This window comes from Deltaproteobacteria bacterium, assembly GCA_009692615.1.
GTDB lineage: Bacteria > Desulfobacterota > Binatia > UBA9968 > UBA9968 > DP-20.
Map to the genome: position 1 here is coordinate 21,445 of SHYW01000044.1, position 16,573 is coordinate 38,017.

Below are 16,573 nucleotides of genomic sequence, written 5' to 3' on the forward strand. Positions count from 1 at the left end.
ATCACGCGTCCAATCGCCATTGGCGATAAAATCAGCGACACAACGCTGTGCACGACTTTTGCGCTAGGAAAGTGCCATGAACAAGGTCCAAGTAGCAGAACGAGACTCCGAGGGATTGTTAGACCTACTGGAAGGGATCGTCGCCACCTATCGAGACTCCGACTCGCGTCCGGTGGAATCGCTGGTATTGTACCGCCAGTGCTTACAGCTTGGTAAGAATTATCGCGTGCATCTCGCCAAGCGTTTTTTAGTCGTCGAAGGCGGCGTGCAAGATAAACGCGACAAGACCCAAGCGCGCGCGCAAACACACCTCACGTTAGCGACCAAACTAGAACTCGGCGAAGACCGCTAGCACCGATCTCCGGTCTCCCCTTCTAGCAATCCGTTCGACCACGCACCGACGGAACCGCGGGCACTCGCCAGGTTAAAATCTTTCACCGGGCGTAAACCTTTTGCTTCTTAGTTCGTCCAATCACTTGAAGTGCCATTACCTGAGGAGGATCCATGAACAAACTTAAGACTCTAATCCTAGCCAATACGGCATTCGCCTTTGCCATGATCGCGATGGTCAACACACCAATGGCCGCGGCACCGGACGGCGGCCCCGACAAACGGCCATTCGCCCGAGGCGGAATGCGGCCGGGCGGCTTCGGCGGCGCGCCGCTGATCTCCATCGCGCTCAATCACAAAAGCGAGCTCAATTTGAGCCCCGATCAGATTGCCAATCTGGAAAACATACGGACCCATTACCAAAGCCAGGTTTCGCCTTTGCATCAGCAATTACAAAGCCTTAAAAAAGAAATCCGGACTCTGCTGCAACAATCCCCAACCAGCCTGATTCAAGTCAAAAGCAAAATCCAAGCGAGCGAAAAGCTGCGCTCCGAACTGCGCTACCTGCACATCGAAGCGTTGGAGAACGGCAAATCGATCCTGAGCCAAAGCCAACGCGATCAGCTCCATAACCTCGTCCGTTCCCAACACGAACAGATGCGCGCCCGCCGTGGCCAACCGTCGTAAGCCGACTCGCCAGTAAACCAACAAGGGGCGGGCTAAAAACCCGCCCCTTGCATATTCTTGGCGGCGACCTGTCGATCCCGCCCTCTGTGATCTCTAGGCCCTCTGTGGTGAAAATCCTGATCCCTATTCGATTCGGAGAACAGCCGTCCTGCCGCTCTTGTAGCCTGAATAGCGAACCGTCGCGCCATCGGTCTCGACGATCACCGCACCATCTTCGTGAGTGCTTAACACTTGAGCGCCAGCTTCCCGATAACGTTCCGTTACTTCTTCACGTTGGCTTTCCGAACGGCTGCGCGCCCCAGCTGACAGAACCGCCAGCTTGGGCGCCACCGCAGCGATGAACTCCTGGCTGTTCGCCGTGGTACCGCCATGCCGCGGTATCTTCACCACCAAACTCCGCAGCTCGCCAGAGCGGCGCGCCAAGAGCGCTTCTTTCCGTTTGTCAATATCGCCAGCGAACAGAAAACTCGCTTTGCCGAACTCTACACGGAGCACCACCGATCCATCTTCCGAATCAGCCGATGGATGAAGCACGCAGAGTCGCGCGCCCTCAATCACTCGGCAAGGCTGACCGGCGATCAAAGTCAGCTGGGGAATTTTGCCGCGCGTGAGTTCGTCGGCCAAGTCCTCGAAGCGTCGGGTTTTACCCTTGGCGATACCGGACCAGAATTCAGTCGGGGCAAACTCTATGACCAGCGCCGCCATGCCGCCATAGTGATCGACGCGCGCGTGGCTGACCATTAGGAAATCAACTTTGGTAATTTTGCGCGCGCGCAAAAACGGCGCGACGATCGCTTCGCCGGTATCGAAATCGCCGCTGGCCGCGCCGCCGGCATCGATTACCAACACTTTGCCGCCGGGCAGTTCCACCACCGCGGCATCTCCTTGGCCGACGTTGAGATGGCTTATTCGTAAACGGTCTTGGCGGGTGCGTTCGCGCCACCAATAGGCGCTATCGAGGCCAACCAAAACGATGCTAACTGAGACAAGCAGCCATAACTGCCGGCGCCGCCGCACCGCGAAAGCAGCCATGATCAAACCGTAGAGCAAGAATATTTCCAGCGGATTGGGTGCCGCCACGCCGATGTTGGCCAACGGTAAACGTGCGAACAGTTCAACTAACCAAGCAGTCAGCGATGCCAAACGTTCGATCAGCCAAACTAACGGCGGCGCTAAGCTCGGCGCGATCACGGCACAGAAACCAATCGCTAGGCCGACCGGCACGACGAGGAATCCGACCAACGGAACGATCAGCGGGTTTGCGACGAAACCGGCCAGCGACAGATGACCGAAGTAGTGCGCGATCAGTGGCCCGGTGCCGAGCGTCGCCAGCAGCGGCACCGCCAGATGCATGGCCGCTTGGCGCAATTTCTCTCGCCACCAACTTTTTTCCTGGGGCAGGTCGTCGCTGTGTTGGCGGCGCAGGCGTTCGTGCAAACGACGGCTGCCCCAGACGATGAACAGCACGGCGAGAAACGACAATTGAAACGAGATATCGGCGACCACGCCCGGCCAGACCAAAGCGATCAGCAGCGCCGCCAAAGTCAGACTGGTAAAAACTTCTTCCTCGCGATCGAGCAGCACGGCGAGTTCGTAGACGCCGATCATAATCGCCGAACGCACCGTCGGCACCATGGCGCCTGCCAAAGCGGTGTAAAACAGCACCGCCAAGAACGACCCGAACGTCGCAACCTTGAGCAAGTTCAAACGCAGCAGCAGGTAAGAATTAAAAGACAAGCCGTGACGAATCAGCACGAACACCACCAAGCCGAGCATGGCGACGTGCAGGCCGGAGATCGATAACACATGATTGACTCCGGCGGCGGTGAAGGCACTGCGCATTTCCTTGCTGACCCGCCCCATGTCGCCGACCACCAAGGCCTTCATCAAAGCGCCATTGTCGGGCGTCAGGGCACGCTCGATATATACGCGAATTTGGCGGCGCAGAGCTTCGACAAATTCGCGCGCGCCGCCGGCTGTGCGCGCCAACAGCTCGACCTGCTGATCGTTGTCGAGAAAAGCGACGGCGTAAATCCCCCGGTGTGCCAAATAGGTCGCGTAGTTGAAACCGCCGGGATTGCCGCTGTCCTGGGGAACCTGCCCGCGTAAACGTAACCGCACTCGATCGCCGTAGCGCCAGTCGCGCGTCATCGTGCGCAGGCTGACGAGAATATCGCCAGAAACTTCCTCGCCACCGGCGTCATGCCAAATCGTTTCGGCGCGCAGCCGCCAGCGATATCGTTGCACCAACCGTTCCGGCTCGGCGGCAAAAACTCCTTCGAGGTAGAGCGCCGGATCGCGCACCAGCGCCGCGCGCAAATGATTTTCAGCTAATGATGGATAGAGCAGTTGACGATGACGCAGATAACCGATGGACAAAGCGGTGGCGGCGAGAAAAACCAACAGCGCCAACCCGCGCCAGCGCGATGAAAAGCAAAACATCAGCGGCGCCAACCCGACGAGTGCGGTTGAAGTTGGAATTTCCCAAGGCAAAACCGCCAACGCCTGGCCGAGCAATAGCGCTAACGTTGCGACGATGAGCCAAGCCGAGGGATGGATTTTTATCATCGTCCCATCGCCAAGCTCAGCTCCCGCCACAGCCATCGACTCAATCTCCTACAACAGCGTCTCGTTGGTATCGGCCGGCGCGCTCAGCTCAGGCAGCTCGCTGAGCGTGGTCAACACTTCCTGCGCCAACTTTTCATTCATCGACGGCACTTGCAGCAGCTCCGCCAGAGACGCCTGGGCGATTCTTTTGATGCTGCCGAAGGCGCGCAGCAACGCACGCTTGCGCACGCCGCCGATGCCGGGCACGCGATCGAGGGCCGATGCCAGAGTTTGCTGCGAGCGCAGCTTGCGATGATGCGTAATCGCGAAGCGGTGCGCTTCGTCGCGCACGCGCTGGAGCAGAAACAACGCGTTGGAGTTGCGCTTGAGAATCACCGGATTGCTCTGTCCCGGCAGGAACACGCGCTCATCCGAGCGCTCGATCTCGGCGCTGCGCGCGTCCGCTTGCACGCGCATTTTCGCCAGCCCCACCGCCTCGACGCCGGCGACGCCGACTTCGCTCATCGCCACCAAGGCCATCGCCAACTGGCCCTTGCCGCCGTCGACGACGATCAAATCCGGCAGGTCCGCTTCTTCTTTGCCGCGGCTAAAGCGGCGCTTGAGTATTTCCAACATCATGCCGAAATCGTCGCCGCCGGAAGAAGCGTCAATCGTGCGAATGCGAAAATGACGAAAGAGATTCTTATCCGCTTCGCCGCCGATAAACGTCACCATGGAACCCACCGCGTGGGCGCCGTGAATCATCGAGATATCGAAACACTCGATGCGCTGGGGATAATTTTTCAGGCGCAGCTGAGATTGCAGTTCGCGCAACATTTTTTCTCGGGCCTTTTCCTGATCGTGGCGGTCGGCGAAGTTTTGCCGCGCGTTGGCCACCGCCATCTCGACCAAGCGGCGCTTACCGCCGCGCTGGGGACAGAGGATCGTCAGCGCTTTGCCTTTGCGCTCGCCGAGATATTCTTCGCGCGCGGCGCGGTCTTCCAATTCCACCGGCAAGAGAATTTCATCCGGGACAAAGCGCAGCCCTTGATAGAACTGAGTCAACAAGGCGGCGAAAATTTCTTCGTCGGGAAACTCCAAGTCTTCGAATGAATAGGATTGGCTCGCGGTGAGCTTGCCTTGACGCACGAGCAGCACCTGAGCTTCGATGAAGCCGCCTTCACGGTAGAGGCCGAAAATATCCTGATCGCCGCCCCAATGGGCGACCATGCGTTGTTTTTCCAAAGTCGTTTGCACCGCCTGGATCTGATCGCGAATCCGTGCCGCACTTTCGAACTCCAGCGCCGCCGATTTTTCTTGCATGCGCTGTTTGAGCTCCTGCACTAGCTCCTGCTGTTTGCCGTCGATAAACAGCATCGCCTGGCGCACGTTTTCGCGATAAACGTCCTCGGCCACCGGCAGCACGCAAGGCGCCAGGCAGCGTTTGATTTGATACTGCAAGCAAGGGCGGCTGCGGTTACGAAAATTGTGATCGGTGCAGTTGCGCAGCAAAAAATGCTTCTCGATGATGTCGATGGTTTCCCTGGCCGCCAGGGCCGAGGAGAACGGCCCGAAGTAACGGTTGCCATCCTTGACGATCTTGCGCGTGGCGAGAATCCGCGGCCAAGCATGCTGGGTCATGACTTTAATACTCAGATAACTCTTGTCGTCCTTGAGGCGAATGTTGTAGCGCGGCTTGTACTGCTTGATCAGATTGTTTTCGAGGATCAACGCTTCTTTATCATTGCTCGTCACCAGGGTTTCGATGTCGTCGACGCGGCGCACCAGAAACTCGACTTGAGAGCGCTCATCAGAACGGTTGAAATAGGAGCGCACCCGGGTGCGCAAGTCCTTCGCCTTACCGACATAAATCACCTTGCCGGCCTTGTCGCGCATCAAATAGACGCCCGGCTGGCTCGGCAAGGTAACGAGGTTTTCGTTGGTAGGATTCATGGTGACCGAGGACTCGATCGAACCTATCTCAAGCCCGTACGTTCGTGTCAAACCGCAAGCGAGCGGTGGCGGTGTTGAACGCGCTTATTCAACCGCGGATTTCGCCGGCTCAACCAGAAGTCGCCGTTAGTGCCTAGTTTATCCTTAGGCGCCCTTCATCGCCGACGGCGCCGCTCCTGGCATACTTCTTGAGTCATTTCGGTTACGATTCGCCGCCCGCGGCGAACCGGAACAACTCAATTAAGGAGTCGCTTATGTTGGACATAGATCATCTGATGAGTCTTGGCGTTTTCAACCAGCTGATCCCGATTTGGCATGTGTTCTTTTTCATCGCTGGGCTGCTGCCCTTCCTGTTGTTCAACCGCGTCAAAGTCTGTTTATTGATTACCTATCTGTTCACGTTTTATCTCGGATTTATGGTTCAATGGGGCGACTACATCGCCTCCACCGGCTCCATGCAGCCCTTCGTGCTCTACTCCTTCAGTGGTCTAGCCATCGCCGTGTTTTTCGTCGCGACAATTTTCAACGACGCTCCCAAACAGCCCAAGGCGAGCTGGATGACCTATCAAAGAATGCGCCGCGCGTCCGAACCTCCCCGCGATCCGCTCGAAGAAGCGATCACGGTAACGGCAACCTCCAGCGATGGCGGATCTCGGAGCTGAGTAGACGGCAAGCGACAAAGCTAATCCGCCGCGCCGCCATCCAAGGACGAATCGCGCAGCGCAAGTTCCTGCTGTTGCAGTTGATGAATTCGATCGCGCAACTCGGCGGCTCTTTCGAATTCTAATTTCTCCGCCGCCTGCTTCATCTCTTTTTGCAGTTTGCGAATCTGCCGCGGCAAATCTTTTGCGCCGTACTTGGCGGCGCCTTCCGCCGCTAGCGGGACTTCAAAATAGTCGGCGTCGTAAATTTTCACCAGCGGCGAGCCCAGGGCGTGGACAATGGTTTGCGGCGTGATGCCATGCTCGCGGTTGAAATCCGCCTGCAAGCGCCTTCGGCGCTCGGTCTCATCCATCGCCCGGCGCATGGAATCGGTGATCGAGTCGGCGTAGAGAATCACCATGCCGTTGACGTTACGCGCCGCCCGCCCCATGGTTTGAATCAGCGAACGGTCGGAGCGCAGAAAGCCTTCCTTGTCGGCGTCGAGAATCGCCACCAGCGACACCTCGGGCAAATCCAATCCTTCGCGCAGCAAGTTGATGCCCACCAGCACGTCGAATTGGCCCATCCGCAATTGACGAATAATTTCGACTCGCTCGATGGTTTCAATGTCCGAGTGAAGGTAGCGAACTCTCACGTTCAAGTCTTGATAGTATTCGGTCAAATCCTCCGCCATGCGCTTCGTCAAAGTGGTCACCAAGACACGCTCTTTGACTTCCACCCGCTTGCGAATCTCATCGAGCAAGTCATCCACCTGAGTGCGCGCCGGCCGCACGCTGATCGCCGGGTCCATCAAGCCGGTGGGGCGAATCACCTGTTCGGCCACCGCGCCGGCGCTGCTGCCGAGCTCGTACGCCGCCGGCGTCGCCGAAACATAAATCGTTCGCTTCATACTCGCTTCGAACTCGGTGAAATTGAGCGGTCGATTGTCCAGCGCCGAAGGCAAACGAAAGCCGTACTCCACCAAAGTCTCTTTGCGCGAGCGGTCGCCGCGATACATGCCGCCGATCTGCGGCACTGTCACATGGCTTTCATCGATGACCAGAAGAAAGTCGTCGGGGAAATAACTCAGCAGCGTCGGCGGCGGCTCGCCGGGCGCGCGGCCGGTCAAATGACGCGAATAGTTTTCAATCCCCGGACAAAAGCCCATCTCGCCGAGCAATTCCAAATCGTATTGCGTGCGTTGCTCCAAGCGCTGCGCTTCCAAGAGTTTGTGCTGTTCGCGCAACTCCTTCAAGCGATCCCCGAGTTCGGTGCGAATCGCCACCACCGCCTGTTTGAGCCGCTCCCGGCCGGTGACGTAATGGCTCGCCGGATAGATCGTCGCCTTGTCGACCCGCCGCAGCACTTTGCCGCGGATGGCGTCGATCTCGCTGATCGTTTCGATGGTCTCGTCGAAAAATTCTACGCGCAGCGCCGAGCGGTCTTCGTAGGCGGGGAAAATCTCGACCACGTCGCCGCGCACGCGAAAGGTGCCGCGATGAAAGTCGTAATCGCTGCGCTTGTATTGAATATCGACCAGCTTGCGCAGCATTTGATCGCGATTCACCGTCGCGCCCGTTTCGAGATACACCATCAAGTCGAAATACGCATCCGGCGCGCCCAAGCCGTAAATGCACGACACGCTGGCGACGATCAGAGTATCGCGCCGATCGAGCAGCGCCTTGGTCGCCGAATGGCGCAGCTTGTCGATCTCGTCGTTGATCGAAGAATCTTTGGCGATGTAAGTATCGCTCGACGGCAGGTAGGCTTCCGGTTGGTAATAATCGTAGTAGCTGACGAAGTAGCGCACGGCGTTTTCTGGAAACAGCTCGGTGAATTCGTTGTAAAGCTGCGCCGCCAACGTCTTGTTGGGCGCAATGACTAACGTCGGCTTGTTCACCCGCGCGACCACATTGGCCATGGTAAATGTCTTACCCGAGCCGGTGACGCCGAGCAGTACCTGATGGCGCCGGTTCGCCAGAAGCCCTGCCGTCAACTGCTCGATGGCGCGCGGCTGATCGCCTTGGGGTGAGAAATCGGAAACCAGTTTGAACTGGCCTTGGTCGAGATCGCGTAGCATGATGCGTGTAAAAAATTTTATTCTAGCGCGCCTGGCCGGCGTAGAGTTTGTCGATGTAGCCGCTTTTATCGATCTCGCTGAGCAAGCGCGCGTCGATAAACTCCGCCGGCTTGAATTGGCCGAACTTTGGCTGGCTCTCACTCAAGTGATCGAGCACCGCTTGCACGGCGCTCTCCACCGCGAACGGTTTCGCCGGCATCTTGGCGGCGTATTCCCAAGATTCGAGCAAACCATCGGGGTCTTTAGTGCCGAGAAATTTGCTCAGGATGCGGATGGCCTCTTCCTTGCGGGTTTTGAATAGATGCACGCCGCGAATAATCGCCCGCAGCGCCCGCGTCACCAGTTGGGGATTTTTCTGCATCAGCGAACGGCGCGCCGTGATCGTCGAGCCTTGGTATTCCAATTTCAAATCGGTGAGATCGACCATCAAGTTCATGCCCGCCTTGCGCGCGAATAGCGTCCCCGGCGGCGAAAGAACCGTCGCTGCGACCTTGCCGGTGTTGAGCGCGCTCCACATCACGTCGTTGCTGCCCAAAGACAACATCTTCACATCTTTGTCGGCATCCAAACCGATATGTTTCAAAGCGAAGCGCGCGCTTTTCTCGTAGGCATCGCCCGGCCGTTGGATGCCGACGATCTTGCCGCGTAAATCCTGCGCGCTCTTGATCTCGGGCCGGGCGACGAAGACCATGGTCGCGTAGCGTGAAAACCCGCCGAGCATGACGATATCGCGATTCTGCGCCGACACCGGGATCATCAAGTAGGCCGACATGATCGTCATATCGACTTCGTTGGCGGCCAGCGCCATGGGCGCGATGGAACCGGCGGTGTGAATGATCTCGGCGTTGATTCCCTCTTCTGCGAAGAAGCCCGCCTCTTTCGACACGAACGGCACCGAATGGGCCACTGCCCGGGCGGCGTAGCCGATGCGCAACCGCTCCGGCTTGCTCTGCGCCAAAGCGTTGGCTGAAAAGAGCAATAAAGTGAAAATGGCAATCGCTGAAGCGAATCGCACGCTAAAACCTCCGTTTAATATTTTGCAAGCCGCTTGTTGAAGCATAACAAGACAACCTCAGGGGAGCAACGCGAAATATAGTTATGCTGCGCGAAGTTTTACTAAGTGACGAACGTGAAGAGGGTTTCACCACGGAGAACACAGAGAGCACGGAGGTTAGAAACGAATTTTCTCCGTGTCCTCCGTGCTCTCCGTGGTGAATAATCCTTTTCCGATTAACTAAATCGCTAGCGCGCTTTAATCTTCCAAGCGCGCGCCAGCCATTCCGGACTGACCGTGACCATGCGGCCGGGTTGGCTGAACATGACTTTGGCAATTTCCGGTGAGATTTCTTTGCCGAACAAACAGAGTTCGCTGCCTTTGCGGCCGCTGCCGTTGGCCCAAGCGACGAATTCGTCGGGCGTCGGATTGTGACCGAGCTCGGCGGCGCACAAGCGCACGATGAAGCCGAGCATCATCTTCGATTCATCGCTCTTTCGGTTCGCAACCTCAGCCATAGGACGAATTTATATTGAATCGTTTCATGCCTTGCAAGACAATCGCAAGTGAGGGATCTTAAGGGCAACTCAATCCATAAGAGGCAAACATGCTCTACAACGATTTACGCGGCTGGATGCAAAAGGTCGACGAGTTCGGCGAACTCAAAACCGTCGAAGGTTGCGACTGGAAATATGAGATGGGCGCGGTGACGGAAGTTTACGCGCGCAATCCGCCCTACTCGGCAATTCTCTTCGACAAAATCAAAGACTACCCCGCCGGCCATCGCGTGCTGGTCGGCGTCCATCATCAATCGCTCAAGCGCCAATGCCTGACCACCCATCTGCCCCTCGACTACGATCGCAATCAATTCATACAAGCCTGGCGCAAACGTTTGAACAACCCGACTTATATCGCGCCGCGCGTGGTCGACAGCGGACCGGTGATGGAGAACGTTTACGAAGGCAGCGATATCGATCTCTATAAATTGCCGGTGCCGCACTGGCACGAACAAGACGGCGGCCGCTACATCGGCACGGCGCATCTGGTGATCACCCGCGACATGGACGAAGGCTGGGTCAACATCGGCTGCTACCGCGTCATGGTGCACGATAAAAATACTTTGGCGCTCTACATATCCCCCGGCAAACAAGGGCGCATCATCCGGCAGAAATACTTCGACGCCGGCCGTCCTTGCCCGGTGGCGATCAGCTTCGGTGACGATCCGTTGCTGCTCACCGCCGCGGCGAATAGTTTGCCCTGGGGAAAATCCGAGTACGATTATGCCGGCGGCATTCGCGGCGAAGCGGTCGACGTGATCATAGGCAAACACACCGGATTGCCGACGCCGGCGTTTTCGGAAATCACCATCGAAGGCGAATGTCTGCCCGATCAGCAACGGCGCGAAGGCCCCTACGGCGAATGGACCGGCTACTACGCCAGCGGCGAGCGCACCGAACCGATCATCAAAGTGAAGCGGCTGATGCACAGAACCAACCCGATCCTCACCGGCGCGCCGTCGTCGCGCCCGCCCGGCGGCTCGGACGACAATCTCGTGCGCTCGGCATTTATCTGGGACCACATGGAAAAAGCCGGCGTGCCGGATATCCGCGGCGTCGCTTGTTTTCAAGGACGGTTCTTCACCGCCGTGTCGATCAAGCAACGCTATCCCGGCCACGCCAAGCAAGCCGGCATGATCGCCGCCCAATGCGGCGCCGGCGCTTATCTTGGCCGCTACATCGTCGTGGTCGACGACGACATCGATCCCTACGACATGAACGACGTGCTCTGGGCCATGTGCACGCGCTCCGATCCGGCCAACGACACCGACTTCATCCGCCGCGCCTGGTCCGGCCCCCTCGACCCGGTGATCCCGAAAGATAAAAAAGGCTTCAGCACGCGCGCCGTCATCGACGCGACCCGGCCGTATGAGTGGATGAAAGATTACCCGATGGCGTCGGGATCGAGCGAGGAGATGAAAGCGCTGGCGGTGAAGAAATACGGAAAGTTCTTTGCGTAACAGAACAAATTTCACCACTAAGGACACGACGCACACGAACACGTAGGGGCAAGGCGTGCCTTGCTCTTCCGATCAAACCCGTCGTGATCTTCGTGGTGAGATTGGCTATAATAAGAACGACTCGCGGATCAAGTGCACCATGTCTGAATCGTCGAACCTTCTAATGTTAGAGTTTCTTCACTGGGTCGCTGACCGCCGGCGCACCTACGACGAAGCGATGGAGGCGTGGCAGAGTCACTGCCCGCGGCAGACGATTTGGGAAGACGCGATGATCGATGGCCTGATTCAAATTGACAGAAACGAGGGCGTTCACAATCCCGAAATCGCCCTCACCCATCTTGGCAAAGCGCTCCTTAACGGCAACAACGGTCGACACTGATGCCCCCATCCAACATCCTCTTCGGCGCCACCTCGATCCTCGGCTACAGCATCGCCCAATTGTATCCCGATACGGTTTTGCCGTTTGTCACGCGGGCCAACCGGGCGAAAGCGATTCGCCGGTGGCCGGTGTTGAATCTCGAAGATCCGGCGTGGCCGAAAGCGGTGTTCGAAAAATATCATCCGGAGCTGCTGCTCCAGTGCCATGCGGTGTGCGACGTGCCGCGCTGCGAAGTCGCGCCCGAGTGGGCACGCGAAATTAACATCGTTTACTTGCAGCGGGTGATCGACGCGCTGCCGGAGAAAACTAGACTGGTCTATGTCTCCTCCGATCATGTCTTCGGCGGCGATGGGATTTATGACGAAGACTCGCCGCCCTGTCCCATCAGCGTTTACGGCCGCACCCGTGTGGAAGCGGAAGAGATGATCTTGCAACGCGCCGGCTCCCTAGTGATTCGCGTTGGTTTGCCCATCGGTCCGTCGCCCAACGGCCGCACCGGCCACTGGGATTGGCTGCGCTATCGCATGGCGCGTAATCTGCCGGTTACCATCGTCTACGACGAATTTCGCTCGGTGGTGTGGGCCGACGATCTCGCCGCCCGGGTCATGCGCTTGGCGCAGAGCGCCGCCACCGGCGTGCGCCACGTCACCGCTACCCGCGCCGTGTCGCGCGTCGAGTTGGCCGATCATCTGCTCGCCCTGTTCGGTGAAAATGGCAGTTACAAAAGCGAGAGTCACTACGATCGTTCGGCGCCGCACTTAGGCCGTGTCGAACTGGCAAGCATTTACACCGATGACATGTCGCGTCCGTTGACCAGCGTGCTCGACAGCCAGGCGAGATATTGCGAGGAATTCGCCATGATGGAGCAACCGTCGAACTGACTGAGTGAGCGCCATGACTGTCGCCAAAGATGACGAACATTTTCTCTGCTTGCGGGCGTCGCCCGGCAAGATGGATCAGCTCTGGTCCCAAGGCTGGCGTCACTTCGGTATCATCTTCGTGCGCTACCGCACGTCCACCCACTCGGAAAAATTATTTAACGTCTTGCCCTTGCGCATCGATCTGGCGCGCTTCGCCTTGAGCCGCAGCCAGAAACGCGTGCTGGCAAAAAATCTCGACACCGACGTGGTGCTGCGGCCGTCTTTCATCGACGAAGAAAAGTCTGCGCTTTTCGAAAAGCACCGCGTGCGCTTTAACGAGAACGTGCCGACCTCGCTGTTCAACTTTCTCTCGCCCAATCCCGCCAAAGCTCCCTGTGCCAATCTGGAACTCTGCATTTACCAAGACAGCCAGCTGCTCGGCGTCACCTTTCTCGACATCGGCGAAAACGCAACTTCCGCGGTTTACGCGATCTTCGATCCGGCCCAAGCGAAAAGAAGCCTGGGCATTTTGATGATGCTCCATTCGATCCGCCTATCGCGCACCCAGGGCCGGCGTTACTATTATCCAGGCTACGCCTACCGCGAGCCGTTCACCTACGATTACAAGAAAAAATTCTCCGGCTTGGAATACTTGGATTGGGACGCAGGCTGGAAAATATATCCCGCCGATGCGGAAGGAGCTGAGCCATGAACGAAAAAGAAAAGAAGGCACGCGCCCTGGGGATCAATCATGTCGTGCTCGAAGTCGACGACTTGGACATAGCGTTGGAGTTCTACGGCGCGCTGTTCGAATTTGAATTGCGCGGCAAGAGCGAACACAACGCCTTCATCGATCTCGGCGACCAATTTATTCAACTGACGCTCGGCAGAACTCAGGTCGCCGACACCAAGCGCCACTTCGGTTTCGTCGTCGACGATCGCGACGCGGTCAAGCGCGCCATGGAGCGGCTCGGCGTCAAAAGCGTTAATGACCGCATGAACATCCTCGACCCATGGGGCAATCGCATCGAAATCGTTTCCTACGACGATGTTCAGTTCACCAAGGCAGCGAACATTCTCAAGGGCATGGGCGTCGGCGCGCTGGCGAAAACCGCCAACGCCATCGACGAGCTTAAAAAGAAAGGCATGGCGCCTGAGTAGTGCAATCAAAGTCTGCTACGCGAATTCACACTGCAACCGCGATTATCCATTGGGGTGAGATCACAACGCCACTGGGGCCGCTGTTCGCCGCCGTCAGCGCCGCCGGGGTTTGCGCGATAGAATTCGGCCGACGCCAACCGGTATTTTCCACGCTCAAAAAGAACGGCGCGAACTTTGAGAAAAATTCCGCCGCGCTGGCTTCAGTGATGGCGCAGCTGCGCGAATACTTCGCCGGCAAACGAAGTCGTTTCGATCTGCCGATCGATCTTTCATCGCTCACACCGTTCCAGCGCCAGGTCTTGGCGGTCACGCAAAAAATTCCCGCGGGACAAACTTGGAGCTACCAACAAGTCGCAAAAAATATGGCGCGGCCGAAATCGAGCCGGCCCGTGGGCCAAGCGTTGGGGCACAATCCGATCCCGATCATCATTCCCTGCCACCGCGTCGTCGCTAGCGACGGCACTCTCGGCGGCTACAGCGGCGGATCGGGACTGAAAGCCAAGCGCTGGTTGTTGCAACACGAAGGCGCGCTTTAGTGAGTCGAATCGTCAGCGTCCCGGCGAAAGCCAATGCGACACCGACGATGATTTGGACCGCCCTCGGCGCGGTCTATATCATTTGGGGTTCGACCTATCTCGCCATCCGCTTCGCCGTCGCGACTATGCCGCCGTTTTTATCGGCGGCGGCGCGCTTCGTCATTTCTGGCGCATTTCTCTATTTTTGGCGCCGCGCCGCCGGCGATCCGCAACCGACGCGGATCGAATTTCGCAACGCGGTGATCATTGGAGTTTTCTTATTGGTCGGCGGCAACGGCGGCGTGGTCTGGGCCGCGCAATACATTCCATCGAGCTTGTCCGCGTTACTCGTCGCCACCGTGCCGTTGTGGATGCTGCTGTTCGATTTTCTCCGTCCCGGCGGCGAACGGCCGAGCCCGAAAGCCTTCATCGGGCTGCTGATCGGTTTCTGCGGCGCGGCATTGTTGATCGGTTGGAGCACCAGCGGCGCGACGGCCAATAGTTTGCACGGCGCCCTCGCCGTCGTCGTCGCCTCGTTTCTCTGGGCCATCGGTTCGATCTACGGCAAAACATCCAAGCTCCCGGCATCGCCGCTGGTCACCACCGGAATCGAAATGCTCGCCGGCGGCATCGTGCAAATTTTCGTCGCCGCCCTGTTCGGCGAATTCGCCGATTTTAATTTCACCGCGATCACGTCAAAGTCGATGCTCGCACTGCTTTATCTAACACTCATCGGCCCCATCGCCTTCGTCGCCTACGCCTGGCTCCTGCGCAACGCACCGATTCCGCTGGTCGCGACCTATTCCTACGTTAACCCGCTGGTGGCGATAATTCTCGGCTACTTTCTTGGCAAGGAAATTCTTACAACGCGAATCCTGCTGGCAGCTGGATTGATCATTGGTTCCGTGGTGCTGGTCAGCGCGCGCAAGGAACGCTAGCGAATTTCAAATTCCAGATTACAGATTCCAAATTTTCTGATAAGGGATTCTTGTAGTTCAATGAAATACCAGCGATTCGAAGATTTGCCGGTTTGGAAAGACAGCGCGGAACTCTCGCGATTGATGTTTGAATTGACGAGTCATGAGCTATTTCGTACGCACTATGGGCTGCGTGATCAGCTGGAACGCGCCGCCCTTTCGATCTCAAACAATATCGCAGAAGGATTCGAACGTGGAACCAACAACGAGTTACTCGCCTTCCTGTACATTGCCCGTGGGTCAGCTCGCGAAGTTCGGTCGATGCTTCGGATACTAGAGTCTTGGGAGAAATTTGCCGAAAAGAAATCGCAAATCACGGAACTGAGGAATAAAACCGAATCGATATCCCGACAGCTTCATGGCTGGATAGCGCAGCTAAAACGATCGGGTTATAGCGCCCAAAGACATCTCAACGTCGTCAAGCCGCCCAAACAATCGCAGCAAAAATCAACCAAAGAATCGTAATCCGAAGCATTATTAATCTGGAATTTGGAATCTGTAATCTGGAATTGGAGGCCCTCATGCCGATAAAACTTTATCACGATGTCCCGTCAACCAACTCCGACCGCGTAAAAATCGCTCTCGCCGAAAAAGGCCTCGCCTGGGAGGGAGTTTGGATCAAACTCGCCAAGCGCGAGCAGAAAAGTCCCGAACATCTCGCGCGCAATCCCCACGGCAAGATTCCCGTGATTGAAGATGACGGCAAGATTCTCTTCGAGTCCTGCATCATCAACGAGTATCTCGATGAGAAATATCCCAACCCGCCGCTCCAGCCGAAAGACCCCTATCTGCGCGCCCGCGGGAGAATTCTCGTCGACTACTTTTTGAACTATCTGCACGATCCCTACTGGGCACTGCGCGGCGAGATGATCAAGAAGAATGAAGCGGAGCGCGATCAGAAAACAATCGCCGAGACGCGCACAGAAGTCACCGACCGGTTGCAATATTTGGAAGTAGCGTTGGGCGCCCAGCCGTTTTTCCTGGGCGACTACAGTCTCACCGACATCGCCATGGTGCCGCGCTTCCCGCGCCTTGAACAGTACGGCGTGCTGCCAAGCGCCGCGCTGCCAAAACTGACAGCTTGGTTCGAGCGCATGAAACAACGGCCGGCGGTGCAAGCGGTGCTGTGATGGTTTATACACTTGTGTTGGATCGCGTCGCAGCCGCGTCAACAACCTCGCCGATAGAATATGATCGAAAAAAGATTGAGAGCCGGCTGGAATAACCTGCCAATCGTTAGGGAGATAAGCCGCCACCCCGGTCGGCTTTTGCCGGAACACTTATCGTGTCGTGGCAACGTCAATATGTCATGTTAACAGCAACGCGATTATGTCAGGGTAGTGCGTTGGGTTGAGGTCGTAAGTTAGAAACCTGGCCATAGCGGAACCCCACCTTGTTGGAGTTGGTTCGATATAGGCCAAGTGTGTGCGT

General features: G+C 57.3%; 17 protein-coding genes. 12 read left to right on the forward strand and 5 right to left on the reverse strand.

Going from position 1 to position 16,573, the window contains the following annotated elements:
- The first annotated feature begins 76 nt into the window (after nucleotides 1–76).
- Complete coding sequence (locus tag EXR70_12415; protein ID MSP39286.1) at nucleotides 77–352, forward strand: hypothetical protein; 276 nt, start codon at nucleotides 77–79, stop codon at nucleotides 350–352.
- 152 nt (nucleotides 353–504) lie between these two features.
- Entirely contained in the window at nucleotides 505–1,017 is a 513-nt protein-coding gene (locus EXR70_12420; protein MSP39287.1) for a periplasmic heavy metal sensor, read from the forward strand.
- 123 nt (nucleotides 1,018–1,140) lie between these two features.
- On the opposite strand, the gene EXR70_12425 is transcribed toward EXR70_12420, so the two are convergent.
- Both EXR70_12425 and uvrC read right to left on the reverse strand, forming a co-directional pair.
- Nucleotides 1,141–3,621 (reverse strand): DNA internalization-related competence protein ComEC/Rec2, encoded by a 2,481-nt coding sequence (locus EXR70_12425; GenBank protein ID MSP39288.1) that lies wholly within the window; start codon nucleotides 3,619–3,621, stop codon nucleotides 1,141–1,143.
- Between the two features lie 12 nt (nucleotides 3,622–3,633).
- Nucleotides 3,634–5,517: an excinuclease ABC subunit UvrC gene (gene uvrC / locus EXR70_12430; GenBank protein MSP39289.1), complete on the reverse strand. Its 1,884-nt coding sequence runs from the start codon at nucleotides 5,515–5,517 to the stop codon at nucleotides 3,634–3,636.
- A 254-nt stretch (nucleotides 5,518–5,771) separates the two neighbouring features.
- Between uvrC and EXR70_12435 the strand changes: the two genes are divergently transcribed.
- Nucleotides 5,772–6,179, forward strand: coding sequence for a hypothetical protein (locus tag EXR70_12435; protein ID MSP39290.1), 408 nt, complete (start codon nucleotides 5,772–5,774; stop codon nucleotides 6,177–6,179).
- Between the two features lie 20 nt (nucleotides 6,180–6,199).
- On the opposite strand, the gene uvrB is transcribed toward EXR70_12435, so the two are convergent.
- From uvrB to EXR70_12450, 3 genes are all read right to left on the reverse strand, one after another.
- Nucleotides 6,200–8,239, reverse strand: a complete 2,040-nt coding sequence (uvrB, locus tag EXR70_12440) for an excinuclease ABC subunit UvrB (protein ID MSP39291.1) — start codon at nucleotides 8,237–8,239, stop codon at nucleotides 6,200–6,202.
- A 22-nt stretch (nucleotides 8,240–8,261) separates the two neighbouring features.
- The gene (locus EXR70_12445; protein ID MSP39292.1) at nucleotides 8,262–9,299 is read right to left on the reverse strand and encodes an ABC transporter substrate-binding protein; all 1,038 of its coding nucleotides are present in this window, start codon (nucleotides 9,297–9,299) and stop codon (nucleotides 8,262–8,264) included.
- A 182-nt stretch (nucleotides 9,300–9,481) separates the two neighbouring features.
- On the reverse strand, nucleotides 9,482–9,751 hold the full coding sequence (locus EXR70_12450) for a hypothetical protein (GenBank protein ID MSP39293.1): 270 nt from the start codon (nucleotides 9,749–9,751) through the stop codon (nucleotides 9,482–9,484).
- A gap of 89 nt (nucleotides 9,752–9,840) precedes the next feature.
- Between EXR70_12450 and EXR70_12455 the strand changes: the two genes are divergently transcribed.
- The 9 genes from EXR70_12455 to EXR70_12495 all read left to right on the forward strand — a co-directional run bounded on the left by EXR70_12455 (nucleotide 9,841) and on the right by EXR70_12495 (nucleotide 16,272).
- The gene (locus EXR70_12455) at nucleotides 9,841–11,250 is read left to right on the forward strand and encodes a UbiD family decarboxylase (protein ID MSP39294.1); all 1,410 of its coding nucleotides are present in this window, start codon (nucleotides 9,841–9,843) and stop codon (nucleotides 11,248–11,250) included.
- 163 nt (nucleotides 11,251–11,413) lie between these two features.
- On the forward strand, nucleotides 11,414–11,629 hold the full coding sequence (locus tag EXR70_12460) for a hypothetical protein (GenBank protein ID MSP39295.1): 216 nt from the start codon (nucleotides 11,414–11,416) through the stop codon (nucleotides 11,627–11,629).
- A complete protein-coding gene (locus EXR70_12465) occupies nucleotides 11,629–12,510 on the forward strand; it encodes an NAD-dependent epimerase/dehydratase family protein (protein ID MSP39296.1) in 882 nt (293 codons plus the stop codon). Before EXR70_12460 ends, EXR70_12465 begins: the two co-directional genes overlap by 1 nt.
- A gap of 13 nt (nucleotides 12,511–12,523) precedes the next feature.
- Nucleotides 12,524–13,201, forward strand: coding sequence for an arginine-tRNA-protein transferase (locus tag EXR70_12470; GenBank protein MSP39297.1), 678 nt, complete (start codon nucleotides 12,524–12,526; stop codon nucleotides 13,199–13,201).
- Nucleotides 13,198–13,650, forward strand: coding sequence for a VOC family protein (locus tag EXR70_12475; GenBank protein MSP39298.1), 453 nt, complete (start codon nucleotides 13,198–13,200; stop codon nucleotides 13,648–13,650). Before EXR70_12470 ends, EXR70_12475 begins: the two co-directional genes overlap by 4 nt.
- The gene (locus EXR70_12480) at nucleotides 13,650–14,186 is read left to right on the forward strand and encodes a methylated-DNA--[protein]-cysteine S-methyltransferase (protein MSP39299.1); all 537 of its coding nucleotides are present in this window, start codon (nucleotides 13,650–13,652) and stop codon (nucleotides 14,184–14,186) included. Before EXR70_12475 ends, EXR70_12480 begins: the two co-directional genes overlap by 1 nt.
- A gap of 47 nt (nucleotides 14,187–14,233) precedes the next feature.
- Nucleotides 14,234–15,103 (forward strand): EamA family transporter, encoded by an 870-nt coding sequence (locus tag EXR70_12485; protein ID MSP39300.1) that lies wholly within the window; start codon nucleotides 14,234–14,236, stop codon nucleotides 15,101–15,103.
- Nucleotides 15,104–15,163: 60 nt separating this feature from the next.
- Nucleotides 15,164–15,607 carry a four helix bundle protein gene (locus EXR70_12490; protein ID MSP39301.1) on the forward strand — a complete coding sequence of 148 codons (444 nt, stop codon included), beginning with the start codon at nucleotides 15,164–15,166 and terminating at the stop codon, nucleotides 15,605–15,607.
- A gap of 56 nt (nucleotides 15,608–15,663) precedes the next feature.
- Nucleotides 15,664–16,272 carry a glutathione S-transferase family protein gene (locus EXR70_12495; protein ID MSP39302.1) on the forward strand — a complete coding sequence of 203 codons (609 nt, stop codon included), beginning with the start codon at nucleotides 15,664–15,666 and terminating at the stop codon, nucleotides 16,270–16,272.
- Nucleotides 16,273–16,573 lie beyond the last annotated feature (301 nt).

Coding starts and splice junctions, on each gene's coding strand:
- EXR70_12435 (MSP39290.1), top strand. CDS start 5,772: ATGTTGGACATAGATCATCTGATGAGTCTTGGCGTTTTCAACCAGCTG.
- EXR70_12450 (MSP39293.1), bottom strand. CDS start 9,751: ATGGCTGAGGTTGCGAACCGAAAGAGCGATGAATCGAAGATGATGCTC.
- EXR70_12495 (MSP39302.1), top strand. CDS start 15,664: ATGCCGATAAAACTTTATCACGATGTCCCGTCAACCAACTCCGACCGC.
- uvrC (MSP39289.1), bottom strand. CDS start 5,517: ATGAATCCTACCAACGAAAACCTCGTTACCTTGCCGAGCCAGCCGGGC.
- EXR70_12425 (MSP39288.1), bottom strand. CDS start 3,621: ATGGCTGTGGCGGGAGCTGAGCTTGGCGATGGGACGATGATAAAAATC.
- EXR70_12470 (MSP39297.1), top strand. CDS start 12,524: ATGACTGTCGCCAAAGATGACGAACATTTTCTCTGCTTGCGGGCGTCG.
- EXR70_12415 (MSP39286.1), top strand. CDS start 77: ATGAACAAGGTCCAAGTAGCAGAACGAGACTCCGAGGGATTGTTAGAC.
- EXR70_12465 (MSP39296.1), top strand. CDS start 11,629: ATGCCCCCATCCAACATCCTCTTCGGCGCCACCTCGATCCTCGGCTAC.
- EXR70_12490 (MSP39301.1), top strand. CDS start 15,164: ATGAAATACCAGCGATTCGAAGATTTGCCGGTTTGGAAAGACAGCGCG.
- EXR70_12445 (MSP39292.1), bottom strand. CDS start 9,299: ATGCTTCAACAAGCGGCTTGCAAAATATTAAACGGAGGTTTTAGCGTG.
- EXR70_12475 (MSP39298.1), top strand. CDS start 13,198: ATGAACGAAAAAGAAAAGAAGGCACGCGCCCTGGGGATCAATCATGTC.
- EXR70_12485 (MSP39300.1), top strand. CDS start 14,234: ATGATTTGGACCGCCCTCGGCGCGGTCTATATCATTTGGGGTTCGACC.
- EXR70_12460 (MSP39295.1), top strand. CDS start 11,414: ATGTTAGAGTTTCTTCACTGGGTCGCTGACCGCCGGCGCACCTACGAC.
- EXR70_12420 (MSP39287.1), top strand. CDS start 505: ATGAACAAACTTAAGACTCTAATCCTAGCCAATACGGCATTCGCCTTT.
- uvrB (MSP39291.1), bottom strand. CDS start 8,239: ATGCTACGCGATCTCGACCAAGGCCAGTTCAAACTGGTTTCCGATTTC.
- EXR70_12455 (MSP39294.1), top strand. CDS start 9,841: ATGCTCTACAACGATTTACGCGGCTGGATGCAAAAGGTCGACGAGTTC.